This window comes from Chitinophaga sp., from assembly GCF_017745275.1.
Taxonomy (GTDB): domain Bacteria; phylum Bacteroidota; class Bacteroidia; order Chitinophagales; family Chitinophagaceae; genus Chitinophaga.
Window position 1 is genome coordinate 38,240 of record NZ_JAGHZS010000002.1, and the last position, 13,023, is coordinate 51,262.

At 45.4% G+C, this 13,023-nt stretch carries 12 protein-coding genes; 2 read left to right on the plus strand and 10 right to left on the minus strand.

The annotated features are described in order from the left end of the window. Positions 1-6 precede the first annotated feature (6 nt). On the minus strand, positions 7-1,554 hold the full coding sequence (locus J7623_RS05930) for a methylmalonyl-CoA mutase family protein (RefSeq protein WP_291918475.1): 1,548 nt from the start codon (positions 1,552-1,554) through the stop codon (positions 7-9). Between the two features lie 96 nt (positions 1,555-1,650). Between J7623_RS05930 and J7623_RS05935 the strand changes: the two genes are divergently transcribed. After that, positions 1,651-2,559, plus strand: a complete 909-nt coding sequence (locus J7623_RS05935) for a peptidoglycan DD-metalloendopeptidase family protein (RefSeq protein ID WP_291918478.1) — start codon at positions 1,651-1,653, stop codon at positions 2,557-2,559. Here J7623_RS05935 and J7623_RS05940 read toward each other — a convergent pair whose 3' ends face one another. The 4 genes from J7623_RS05940 to J7623_RS05955 form a co-directional block, all read right to left on the minus strand. Then, positions 2,560-3,084 (minus strand): hypothetical protein, encoded by a 525-nt coding sequence (locus J7623_RS05940; RefSeq protein WP_291918482.1) that lies wholly within the window; start codon positions 3,082-3,084, stop codon positions 2,560-2,562. A 141-nt stretch (positions 3,085-3,225) separates the two neighbouring features. Next, positions 3,226-4,365 carry a pyridoxal phosphate-dependent aminotransferase gene (locus tag J7623_RS05945; RefSeq protein WP_291918483.1) on the minus strand — a complete coding sequence of 380 codons (1,140 nt, stop codon included), beginning with the start codon at positions 4,363-4,365 and terminating at the stop codon, positions 3,226-3,228. Between the two features lie 195 nt (positions 4,366-4,560). Beyond that, positions 4,561-5,304 carry a DUF4397 domain-containing protein gene (locus tag J7623_RS05950; protein WP_291918487.1) on the minus strand — a complete coding sequence of 248 codons (744 nt, stop codon included), beginning with the start codon at positions 5,302-5,304 and terminating at the stop codon, positions 4,561-4,563. 45 nt (positions 5,305-5,349) lie between these two features. Then, positions 5,350-6,546, minus strand: coding sequence for a serine hydrolase (locus tag J7623_RS05955; RefSeq protein ID WP_291918491.1), 1,197 nt, complete (start codon positions 6,544-6,546; stop codon positions 5,350-5,352). Between the two features lie 213 nt (positions 6,547-6,759). Here J7623_RS05955 and secDF point away from each other — a divergent pair, with 213 nt between their 5' ends. Next, positions 6,760-9,906 (plus strand): protein translocase subunit SecDF, encoded by a 3,147-nt coding sequence (gene secDF / locus J7623_RS05960; RefSeq protein WP_291918494.1) that lies wholly within the window; start codon positions 6,760-6,762, stop codon positions 9,904-9,906. A gap of 169 nt (positions 9,907-10,075) precedes the next feature. Here the strand turns inward: secDF and J7623_RS05965 are convergent, their stop codons facing one another. The 5 genes from J7623_RS05965 to nusB form a co-directional block, all read right to left on the minus strand. After that, a complete protein-coding gene (locus J7623_RS05965) occupies positions 10,076-10,366 on the minus strand; it encodes an iron-sulfur cluster assembly accessory protein (protein WP_291918497.1) in 291 nt (96 codons plus the stop codon). A 69-nt stretch (positions 10,367-10,435) separates the two neighbouring features. Beyond that, positions 10,436-11,032 (minus strand): dephospho-CoA kinase, encoded by a 597-nt coding sequence (gene coaE, locus J7623_RS05970; protein ID WP_291918500.1) that lies wholly within the window; start codon positions 11,030-11,032, stop codon positions 10,436-10,438. A gap of 98 nt (positions 11,033-11,130) precedes the next feature. Continuing rightward, on the minus strand, positions 11,131-11,481 hold the full coding sequence (gene yajC, locus J7623_RS05975) for a preprotein translocase subunit YajC (RefSeq protein WP_291918503.1): 351 nt from the start codon (positions 11,479-11,481) through the stop codon (positions 11,131-11,133). 29 nt (positions 11,482-11,510) lie between these two features. Next, complete coding sequence (locus tag J7623_RS05980) at positions 11,511-11,954, minus strand: DUF1573 domain-containing protein (RefSeq protein WP_291918506.1); 444 nt, start codon at positions 11,952-11,954, stop codon at positions 11,511-11,513. Positions 11,955-11,992: 38 nt separating this feature from the next. Next, positions 11,993-12,922 (minus strand): transcription antitermination factor NusB, encoded by a 930-nt coding sequence (gene nusB, locus J7623_RS05985; RefSeq protein WP_291918509.1) that lies wholly within the window; start codon positions 12,920-12,922, stop codon positions 11,993-11,995. Positions 12,923-13,023: the final 101 nt, after the last annotated feature.

Here is a 13,023-nt window from a genome sequence, read left to right on the forward strand (position 1 = left end):
ATATAATTATTTATACTCTCCCCATACTTCTCTCAGTACATCTGCTATTTCACCCAGTGTGGCCAGGTGTTCTACTGCGGCCACTACTAATGGCATCAGGTTTTCACTGCCGTTGGCTGCTTCACGGATACGGGCCAGCGACTGTTGTACTGCTGCATTATTGCGGCGCTCGCGTAGGGATTTCAGTCTTTCAGATTGTATTACGCGAATACTATCGTCGATACGGAATACTTCCGGTGCCGCCTGGTCAGCCGCTGTAAATTTATTAACACCGATGATAATTTTTTCATTATTCTCAATCTCCTGCTGATAGCGATAGGCGCTACGGGCAATTTCATCCTGTACAAAGCCTTGTTCAATAGCACTAACGGCGCCACCCATCGCATCAATTTTGTTGATCAGTTCCCAGGCTTTGCTTTCTACTTCATTGGTGAGTGCTTCAACGTAGAAAGAGCCGGCCAGCGGATCTACGGTGTCGGCTACACCGCTTTCGTAGCCAACAATCTGCTGGGTGCGGAGGGCAATGCGGGCTGCTTCTTCCGTGGGCAGCGACAATGCTTCGTCATAGCCGTTGGTATGAAGCGATTGTGTACCTCCCATGGTAGCTGCCAGTGTTTGGATGGCTACCCGTACAATGTTGTTGTGTGGTTGTTGGGCGGTAAGCGTGCTACCACCGGTTTGGGTATGGAAACGCAGCATCTGCGCTTTTGGATCTGTTGCACCCAGTGATTGGGTGATATGCGCCCACATTCGTCTCGCTGCGCGAAACTTGGCCACTTCTTCAAAGAGGTGGTTGTGTGCATTAAAGAAGAAAGACAACCGTTTGGCAAAAACGTTGATATCCAGCCCTACGTCCAATGCGGCTTTCAGATAGGCTTTACCGTTAGCAAGTGTAAAAGCAAGCTCCTGTACAGCATTAGCGCCTGCTTCGCGGATATGATAACCAGATATGGAGATGGTATTCCACTTGGGTACTTCTTTGCTGCAATAAGCAAAAATATCAGTAATGACCCGCATAGACGGTTTCGGCGGATAAATGAAAGTGCCTCTGGCCGCATATTCTTTCAGGATATCATTTTGAATGGTACCGGAAATTTTCTTCAGATCGGCGCCCTGTTTTTTAGCGAGGGCAATATACAATGCCAGCAATATAAAGCCCGTAGCATTGATGGTCATTGAGGTAGATATCTGTTCCAGTGAAATGTCTTTGAACAATATCTCCATATCTTCCAGTGAATCTATGGCTACACCTACTTTACCTACTTCGCCTTCAGACATCGGATGATCTGAGTCATAGCCGATCTGTGTAGGGAGGTCAAAGGCAACGCTGAGTCCCATTACACCCTGACTGAGCAGGTAATGATAACGCTTATTCGATTCTTCTGCCGTGCTGAATCCGGCATACTGCCGCATGGTCCACAGCTTATCGCGGTACATGGTGGCATGTATTCCCCTGGTGTAAGGGAAGCTGCCCGGTTGCTCTTCCATGGCTACCGGCTGGCTATACACCGGCGCTATCACAATGCCCGAATCAGTTTGAATGGTTTTTTCCATAGTATCAAAAACTAGCGTTGCAATGTTACATAATTATTATGGTACTTCGCCGCTGAGAAAAATATTGATAATTTGTGTGAAAGTTGGCAGGCAATTATGATCATTTATTGTTTATTAGGCATTACCCTCGTGCTGGCGCTATATAGCTTATACCTGGTATGGAAAGCTGGTAGCAGGCCACTGCGCGCTACTTATACATATTTGTTGCTGGGATTGTCGCTGGCGGTATTTCTTTATTTATACGGCACCTGGGTATATTTATCTATTTATGCAGGCTATGTGTTTGGTGGCCTGCTGCTGGCCGTTTGTGCCGCCTATGTACTGCGTAAGCATGATCATGCCGCCAGGCCAACGCCGCTATGGAAGCGGCGCAGTAACCTGATACTGTCTGCTTTATTTATCTCGCTCAGTATCCTTTATTTTACCGGTACTACCGGTACACCAGATACGGTGCGCTTATCGCTGCCGTTTAAATCCGGTAAATACTATGTATTGCAGGGTGGAAAAGGGTTGCCTACCAATGTGTTTCACTTTAGTTTACGCGGTGCCGTATATGCCATGGATATTGTGCAGCTGAACAACTATGGAGGACGTGCCAACCAGATCTTCTCCCGTAACCTGCACGACTACACTATTTTTGGCGATACGCTCTATGCCCCCTGTGATGGACAGGTAGCAAGGGCTTACAGCGATGACCCGGATAATATTCCCCCCAACATGAACCGCGGTCCTAAAAATACCAACCAGGTATTACTGGAAACCCCCGGCTATTATGTGTTTATGGGCCACCTCAAAAAAGGAAGCGTGGTAGTGAAGGAAGGACAGTATGTAAAACAGGGAGATCCCCTGGGCTGCGTTGGTAATTCAGGTTTTAGTACAGAACCACATCTGCATATACAGGTACATGCCAAAGCTGCCGGCACTCCCTGGTACCAGGGAAAACCACTTTACATACTATTTAATGGAAAAGGTTATTTATTGAATGAAGTGATCCACACGCGATAGTTATCGCATGAGGCGCTTGGCTTCTGCATTGATAATCTGGGAGGTTAGTTCAGCGGGTGATTCTCCGGCCTGTAAAAAAACTTCCAGTATCTGTTTGTTCAACTCCAGTGCCGGCGCATCGGGAGGCAGTTGTACGGCTACCTGGTTGATCACGGAAATAGTTTGTTCCTTCAGGGTTTTTACCGCATCCCAGGTAGCGGAAGATACATAAATCTGCTGCGTTACATTGTGTTCGTATTCCGCTTTGATTTGTTGTACCATGGCAATTTGCATATCCACTGCGGACAGGCCCGGGTGGTAGATCCTGCCAATCAGGCTTTGTGGCGTAATACGGTCTACATACAAGGCCATCCGTTCGTAAGCCTGTAACTGTAAGGGAAGTATGGCAGCGTTGACAGGTGTCTTTTTTTCTCCCTCCGGTGCATCCTCCGGCTTATTTTTTTTGAAGAGATCTTTTATGGTCGGATATATAATTGCTATTGCACCAATGGCAATGGCTATATACAAGAGTTTATTCACATCCATCTTTATAGGTTATGTGCACAAATATATAATAATATTATATATAATTAAGTGTTAAGAATTAAGAATTTACGGGAGATGAGCTACGCAAGGAGATGCTTCGCTGTCATTTTCCGTAAATTCTTTATTCATATAGCATGCTGCTTAGCTCAGTTTTGCCAGCCAGGTTCTCATCCTTTCTACGCCTTTCTCCAGGTTTTCCATACTGGTAGCGTAGGAGAGACGAATACAGTCGGGCTGCTGGAATGCCACGCCGGTAACAGTGGATACGTTGGCTTTATGCAGCAGGTACATGCAGAGGTCATCAGCATTATTGACCTGCATACCTTCATACGATTTATTAAAGAACGCACTTACATCCGGGAACATATAGAAAGCGCCTTCCGGATCATTTACTTTCAGGCCCGGAATTGTTTTCAGGGCTTCATGTATGTAGGCCCGGCGTTTTTTAAAGGCGGCCACCATTTCTATGGCGGTAGTCAGATCGCCGTTGAGTGCGGTAATAGCTGCACGCTGCGTGATAGAGCAGGTAGCAGAGGTAAACTGACTCTGAATTTTATCGCAGGCTTTGGCAATATCCAGCGGAGCTGCCATGTAGCCCAGGCGCCAGCCGGTCATTGCAAATCCTTTACTGAGGCCGTTGATAATGATAGTGCGGTTAATCAGATCTCCAAACTGCGCAATGCTTTCATGTTTGCCAACGTAGTTGATATACTCATATATTTCATCTGAAATAATAAAGATCTGTGGATGTTTGGCAAATACGGCTGCCAGCGAAGCCAGTTCTTCTTTGGAATATACAGACCCGGTAGGGTTGCAGGGAGAAGAGAACATGAACAGCCTGCTTTTTGGTGTGATAGCCGCTTCCAGCTGTGCTGCAGTGATTTTATAATTATTTTCAATGCTGCAGGGAACAAATACTACCTCACCCTGACAGAGGCTCACCTGTTCTGAATAAGTAACCCAGTAAGGGGTAGGGATGATCACTTCATCACCGGGGTTTACAATGCTCAGTACGGCGTTGGCCAGGCATTGTTTGGCACCGGTAGACACCACAATTTGTTCCGGCGTATAGTCAAGACCGTTATCTCTCTTCAGCTTATGTACTACTGCCTTTCTTACCTCGGGGTATCCAGCCACCGGGGTATAATGCGTAAACCCTTCATCAATCGCCTTTTTGGCGGCTTCACGGATATGTGCCGGGGTATCAAAATCCGGTTCTCCGATGCTGAGGTCCACAATATCTATACCCTGGGCTTTCAACTCGCGGCCGAGTTTAGCCATTTTAATTGTTTGAGGCTCGGAAATCCGTGACAGCCTTTCTGCTAGTTGATTCATATCTTAACATTGTACCGGAACAAACCTACAGAAAAAAAGTAGATTATACATGGAAAGATGCAGCATGGCTGCCATACCAACGCAGAAGGGGCCGTAATCACGGCCCCTTCTGTATTCTATCGTTAAGAATTTATCTGTTGCTTAGTAAAGGCTCGGGATCACATTTACGAATGGTTTATCTATACCAGTGCTGCCTTTGGTACCTATAAAGTAAATGGTATACACAGATCCGGCATTTAAAGAACGGCCGTCGATCCTGGTCAGGTCGTTGTTGGTAGCAAGTATCTCAGTGGTACCCGCCTTCTTTATGGTAACAGCACTATTAACGCTGAAATTGGTGAACTGGGCAAATTTAGTAGAATAAGCTACTTCGCTGATAGACATAGACCTGCGGTTGCTGTCTATTTTTTCATTACCTACGTAAAAGTCTACCAGGTCACCTGCGCCGGCGCCCTGAGACAGGTTCCAGCAACGGATGTTGATTTTCTGAGGGCTGGCAGAGGTAAAATCGCTTTGAACGTTTGCTGACATCACCGGGTTATTTCCTAATACTACATAGGTGTAGTATGAAGTGGAATCATAAACGGAAGAATTACTGGTGATCACGCTGTCGCCACCTCTCTTCTTCAGTGCAAAGGTATGTGAGCCGCCTAAAACAGGGTAGAAGCCATAGAAGCCATAGCCGATGTTAGCCGTATCGCCACTGATTCTTTGGCCATTATCATAGAAAGACGCCGGCACCATGTTGGTGGAGGCATTCAGGATCTGTACCATTGCTTTTGGTCTGCTGGGCGTTACCTTATCATTCTTCAGGCAGGAAGTGAATCCGATTGCTGCAGTCAACAGGGCGGCTGCGGCCCATACACGATTGTTCTTGGTTAGCATTTTGCTCTCAGTTTTTTGTTGTGTGTTATTGTCAGTTGTTTTTTCCTATTTTGGTTTGAAGCGGGACAGGTCTGGTAATATTTTTTTATTCCGTTGTACCTCTTCCGCATAAATTACTTCTCCTAGTGCCTTGAGAAAAGGTTTCCCTGTTTCCTCGAAAGCGGATTGATCATCGCCCAGCACTCCACTTGTATTCACAAAGATGCTGGCGGATAGCAGGAACTCTGTATTGTTGGCAAAGTCCACAATATAAGCGGTATCTGTCAGAAATCCGTATGCCCATCCTGGTTTGTTAAATATCCTGATATGGCCGGGTATGCGGCATTTGCTGTCTCCTCCAAAAAGCAAAAATCTGGTATATGCCTGGTAAAATTGCTCCGGATCATATATTGGATCGGTTGACTCCTCCGGATATTGTGACATATGTTGATACAAAAAGCTATAATCTTCCTCTGTTAAACGGAATCGTTGTTGATTTGTTACAGCTTCCGGAAAAATTATGCTTCGTAATATATCGTGTAAGTGAATGAGTGGAAGTTTATTGCGATGGGAAAAGTTCATGGGGCGGGTTTCCAGCTTGTCGAGATGATTATAGAAAGCCCGTCCGGCAAAATCCTCCCGTGGTGAAAAATGGAGCCCGCTACATTGTGCCGCCTGTTGATATAATACAATATTGCCCGCCTGGAATACGATCCCGTTTGTATGCTTATTGGCTGCTTCATAAAGGGGAAGCCCCACCCGGTGCCGGATTTGGGCCTGGTCATATCCCATTTCCCACAACCGGCGGTTAAAAGGCTCCTGGCCAATCAGCTCGTACAGCCGGTTAAAGGCGTCGTTATCACTTGTAAGGAATATTTTTTTAATATAGTGGGCTACGGAAGGATACCCGGAGGCGGCCGAAGGGTCGCGGCGAACGCCGGTATTGATGTCTGGCAACGGATCTGTGAATAAAGGGGTGTCCCGGTGCAGGCCCGGGATCTGCAAATCATTTATTTTTTCCAGTGCCAGCGCGGCTGCCGGTAATTTTACCGTAGATGCGGGGTAGAAGTAGGTATCTGGCGGAACGCCATAAAAATAGTCTGTAAAATGGGGCATTTGCCGTTCATCCCGGTTTATCCGGGTAAAAATTACCTGTAGCCGGTAGGTCGAAGGATCGCTGAAAACCGCGCCTAACCGGCTTTTTTGACTTTTCAGCAAAGCTTCCAGAAAATTATCTGTTGCCGGATAATGTTGGGTTTGCATATATTTGTCGCTGTTAGTGATTGTAAAGCAAAGGAATAATATTAAAAAGACCAGAATCCAGGATCGCAGATTTACAAAAAAGTATGCCGGCTAACCTGCAAAAGCGGGCGCAGATTGATTTTGCGCGTCTTTTAACAAGGACTTTAATATATCGATTTAAATTCTATCTTTGCAACTCTTAAAATTTTTTTTTATAAACCCGAAACAAACAGTATGCAACTTAAAGGACTGGTAAGATTTTTTGCCATCGCACTGATCCTTATCTCTTTGTACCAATTGTCCTTCACGTTTTTGGTGCGGAACTATGAGAAGAAGATAGAGCAGCAGGCCAAAGACGAAGTGGCCAAACAATACCCTACGCCTGTACAGAAATATCCGAACAATGCTGAATTGCGGGGTTTCTACGAAGATACACTGGCAGGGTTGACTAAACTGAGGAGACAAGAGATCGTGGACAGTACCAGCAGCACAAAGATTGCAGGCTTCCCATGGAATGTCACCTACACCAAAGCAAAAGAAAAAGAATTGAATCTTGGTCTGGACCTGGTGGGTGGTATGAACGTTGTACTGGAAGTGAACGTGGAAGATGTTATCCGCGCTTTATCCGGTCAATCCAAGGATGCCGCATTTAACAGAGCACTGGTAAGGGCAAATGAACTTAAAAAGACAAACCAGTCAGATTTTGTTACTTTGTTCGGTCAAGCATACGCCGAAGTAGCACCACAGGGTAAACTGGCAACGATCTTTGCAAACGCCTACCAAAAAGATATCACTTTCAATTCAACCAATCAGCAGGTGCTGGACATGATCCGCAAGGAATCACGTGTTGCCATTAAAAATACCTATATCGTACTGCAAAAACGTATTGATAAATTCGGGGTGGCACAACCAAACATCAGCCTGGACGAAAACAAAGGACTGATCTCTGTGGAACTGGCAGGTGTGGACAACGCCGCCCGTGTACACAAATACCTGCAGGCTACTGCTAACCTGGAATTCAGAGAAGTATACAAAAACAGCCCTGAGTTCTTCCAGAATGTACTGATGCCGATGAACGAAGCGATCAGAAATTCGCTGAAATCTTCTGCACCGGCTACTGCTGCTGTAGATACTGCTAAAGCAGCTACCACTACCGCTACTCCTGCAGATACTTCTAAAGATGGTAGCCTCACACAGTACATCGCTAAAGGTGATACCGGTAAAAATGCCAGCAAGGAACTGCAAATCAAAGAACAGCAGAAACAAAACCCGCTGTTCATGGTATTCATTCCTAACGCTGATCCTCAATCCGGTACTATCTTCCCAAGCTCTTCTATCGGAAGAATCTTCCCTAAGGATACCGCTACTTTCAACCGTTACCTGGAACTGCCTGCTGTAAAAGCAGTATTACCTAAAGATGGTGTGATTGCTTTCGGTCCTGAAAATAAAGAAGATAAACACGGTCTGATCGCTGTTTACCTCCTGAAAGTGAATCCTGCGAACCCTACTCCGCGTGTTGGTGGCGAAAGGATCGTAGATGCACGTCAGGATATGGACCAGAACAACCAACCGGAAATCAGCATGACCATGGACAACGTAGGTGCCCATGAATGGAAAAAACTGACCGGTGAACTGGCTCCAAGCAATCCAAAAGATCCTAATACTTTCAACTATGTAGCGATTGTACTCGATAACATCGTTTACTCCGCTCCGTCTATACAGGGTGAAATTGCCGGTGGCCGTTCGTCTATCAGTGGTAGCTTTACCATTGAAGAAGCGAGTGACCTTGCCAACATCCTGAAATCCGGTAAAATGCCGGCTCCTGCGCAAATCGTACAGGAACAGATCGTAGGACCTACCCTCGGTGCGGAATCTATCGCTGCCGGTGCCAAGTCTTTCATGATCTCCTTTGGTATCATCTTCGTACTCATGCTGGTGTACTACAATTCTGCCGGCTGGGTGGCTAACATTGCACTGGTACTCAACCTGCTGTTTACCTTCGGTATCCTGGCATCTATGGGCGCTACGTTAACAATGGCTGGTATCGCAGGTATGGTACTCACTATCGGTATGGCGGTGGATACCAACGTAATCATCTTCGAAAGAATCAAAGATGAGCTGACGCATGGTAAATCTTACCCAGAGGCGGTATCAGAAGGTTACAAACGCTCTTATGCACCTGTACTGGATGGTCACGTTACCTCTCTCCTCACTGCATTCATCCTGTTCTACTTCGGTTTAGGTCCTGTACTGGGCTTCGCTACCACTCAGATCATAGGTTTGTTCCTGTCTCTGTTCTGTGGTATCCTGGTATCCCGTATGGTAACTGACTTCTGGATGAAGAGAAAAAGACACTTTGAATACTTTACTCCTATTTCCCGTAAAGTATTTAAACACGCTGCTTTCGACTTCGTAGGTAAACGTAAATATGCTTACATCATCTCTGCCATTGTAATGGTAGCAGGTGTATCTTCCTTCTTCCATGGTTTCGACCACGGTATCGATTTCTCCGGTGGACGTAGCTATACGGTTCGCTTTGAACATCCGATGGACAGAGAGAAAGTAGCAGATGTACTGAAGAAAGAATTCGAATCAGAAGTATTCGTTAAAACGATCGGAACTACTAACCAGCTGAATATTACCACTTCTTACAAAATTGAACAACAAAGCCTGGCAGTAGATAAAGAAGTAGCAGATAAATTATACCAGGGTCTGAAGCCGTTCTATGACGCTTCTGTAACACCTGAAGCATTTGCTACCCGTTATATTGTTGGTTCACAGACAGTATCACCAACTATTTCCGACGACTTACGCGCCGGTGCGGTAAAAGCCACCGTATTGTCTCTCGTGGTAATCTTCCTGTACATCCTCTTACGTTTCAGCAAATGGCAGTACTCTATCGGTACTATCTTCTCTTTGCTGCACGACGTATTGGTAACACTGGCAGTATTCTCCTGGTGCAGATCATTTGTTCCATTCACCCTGGAAATCGACCAGCACTTCATTGCGGCGATCCTGACAGTAATCGGGTTCTCCATGAACGATACCGTGATTGTATTTGACCGTATCCGTGAATACTTCAGAACTGGTAAACATGGCCGCGACAGAGATACCGTAATCAATAAAGCGATCAATGATACGCTGAGCCGTACCATTATGACCTCCCTCACCGTGTTCCTGACCATCCTGATCCTGTTTATCTTCGGTGGTGAAGTAACCCGCGGTTTCGCCTTCGCGATGCTGATTGGTGTGATCACTGGTACTTACTCTTCCATCTTCGTAGCAGCGCCGGTACTGGTTGACTTTGACAAAAAGAACCAACTGGCCAATGAATCAGAATCAGTGGAAGTGACTGCGCAGAAAGCAACTGCTGCTAAATAAGTAGGATAACTGAAATGATGTTTGATAATAAAAACCTCCTGGCTTGCCAGGAGGTTTTTTGTTGAGCCGAAAGCAAAAAGCTATTAAAGCGAATGATCAACGCGAGTATTAAATTACTCATTCGCGCTGATCATTCGCTTTAATAGCTTTTTGCTTTCGGCTTTATGCTTTAGGCTCCCCGGAAAACGAACCCTTTCGCCTCCGGTTCATAATCTATTTCCATTCCCATCAGGTACATGCCATGGGCTTTTTTCATAATCACCGGGATCCCGGCCACCTCAAAAAGGTCATCATCTTCCATTATTGCATCAAATCCCAACATATAGGCTACGCCGGAACAACCGCCACCTTTAACGCCAACCCGCAGATAAGGGGCTTCAGTAGCACCTTGCAACAGCTTCTTCACTTCTTCTGCCGCACCAGGGGTGAGTCGTATGGGAGAAATATTCGCCTTATCCATTATCCTTATTTTTATCAAAGTTAGGCAAAACAGCAGGGGAGTACAGCAGTGCTATACCCCAGGTAACCTTTAGCGGGATGCTGCCAGTGCCAGTAATTCCTGGTGTAGTGCCAGTACTTGTGGTATCACCATGTGCTGCTCGTCGTTATGTATTACATAATCGCTCAGCCGCATTTTTATAGTTTCATCAATTTGTTTGTAAATGCGGGCCAGTACTTCATCACGGGTCATATGATCCCGTTTCATAACGCGGTGTACCCGCAGTGGCTGCGGCGCAAAAACGGCGATGATTTTATCCAGGTGGTGAAAAGATTCTGTTTCAAAAAGCAGGGCGGCTTCTTTTAGTACATAGGGGGTTGTTTGTTCACTGGCCCATCGGTCGGAATCCCGGATGGTGGCGGGGTGTACGAGAGAATTGAGAACAGCCAGTTTATCTTTGCTGTTGAATACAATATCTCCGAGATATTTTCGGTTCAGGCGACCATTTTCGTCGTATGTTTCATTGCCAAAATGTTGCTTCACCTGCGTCATCAGTTCCGGGTCGCGTACCAGTATATCTTTTGCCCTGTCGTCCGCATAATATACAGGGACGCCCAACAATTCAAATATTTTGCTGACGGTGCTTTTGCCGGAGCCAATGCCTCCGGTGATTCCTATCTTTAACATACTTCCAATTTAAATAAAAATACGAACCGGCCCATAAGAATTACGGAGTTACAGGCCAGGGCCCGCAACTCCGTAGTATTAAAAAGTAATCTGTAAGCTTATTTGGTTTCAGCTGGTTTTTGCTGTTGTTTGGCAGCAGTATATTCCATGCTGATAGCAGAACGTTCAATAATGAAGCTGGTGCCAGGGCTCACTTCCATTACAACAGTATTATCGTCGTTCATTTTCTTCACTTTACCGTGAATACCTGCGATGGTAACGATTTTGTCGCCTTCCTTCAGGTTATCGATAAATTGTTTTTGCAGTTTCGCTTTCTTAGTCTGAGGGCGAATCATGAAAAGCCACATGACGAGGATCATACCGCCAAAAAACAGGAAAGAAACCCAGGAGTTGCCACCACCTTGAGCACCTCCCTGAGGCGCCATTAATAAAATGTTCAGGATGTTCATCTATAATTGATTTAATAGTTTTGCCGGTCCTACTTGGTAATGATATTACACTGTATTTTAGGTCCTATCACATAACCGTCATTATTGTTGATTTTAACAGAAATCTCTTTCTCTGTGTAACCGGATTTGCCATGACTGTCAAAAATCACCTTCATATAACCGGACTGCCCGGGTTTAATAGGTTCTTTAGGCCATTCAGGTACTGTGCAACCACAGCTGGAGATGGCATCCTCGATTACGAGCGGACTGGTGCCTGTATTAGTGAATTTAAAAGAATACTCTACTTTTTCACCTGCAGCAATTTCTCCAAAGTTATGCACCTTTTCTTCGAAAGTCAGTGCGGAGGATTGCGCATCATTTTTTACTTGCCCGCTTCCGGTAGCGCCGGCTGCGGTAGTATTCTTTTGGGCATTATTGTTACAAGCCGCCACCAGCAGGCTTCCACAGGCTAATAAACAGAACAGCTTTTTCATGGTATTGCTATTTTTTAGGTAAAAATAACTTTTCCCACTTACTTTTTGGGACGGTCCTGTTTTTGAACCATCTGTTCCTTCTCCAGGTCTTTCAGGATGTTATCCAGGATCCCGTTGATAAACTGTCCGCTCTGTGGTGTGCTGTAAGCTTTAGCCAGATCGATATATTCGTTAATAGTTACTTTGGTCGGAATAGTAGGGAAGTAAAGGAACTCGCAAACACCCATTTCCATCAGTAACATATCCACTGCTGCAATACGTTCAGAATCCCAGTTTTGCAATTTGGGTTTGATCAGCTCCAGGCAGTATTCTTTTTTGTCGATTACTGTCAGCAGCAGCTCTTTTGCATAATCCAGCTTTTCTTTGCTGATCAGCTGGAGGAAGTTGAAGAGATGCGGTTTGTTGAAATAATTATTGAGCAGGATACCCATCATTTCTTCATCATCGCCCCAGTGGAGGAAGGTATCTTCCATATGCTGTATAAACAGCTCACTTTTCCCCAGTATTTCTTTATAGATGAATTCCAGTATCTCCTTTTCCCCGGCCTTTGTACGGTTATTATCTGCTATATAAGCTTTGTAGGTATCCGTAGCCACCAGCTGGTTATAAAGCTTTCTGAGCAGATCATCATCTGTCTGCAGCTTCATTTTCCATTGTTCCAGGTTTACCTGGAAGCCCTTGTCGCTGGTTATCTGGTAAATAAATTCATTCCCTGCAATTTTGGTATTCACCTGCAGGTCCTCGGCAGAGGGTAAGTGTTTGGAGGCACGGGCCTGCGCATCAATTTCTGCGTATTGTGCCACCTGTACCACTGAATTAAGTAAGTAGGTAAAGATCTGACAGGTCTGGTCCAGCTTTTCATTCAAAAGTCTGGTAGCCGTACCTGGCTTAATACTGCTTTCATCCATCGTTTCCAGGGCATAAAGTGTTTGCATTACTTTTACCCGGATGTTTCTTCTACTGATCATCGTATAAAAAAGAACTGGTATAAGGGCGCAAAACTAGAGAAAAAAATTCATATTTGAAGGATTTCACGCAAAGCAGCTGAGAAGCAATACCGCAAAGTCTT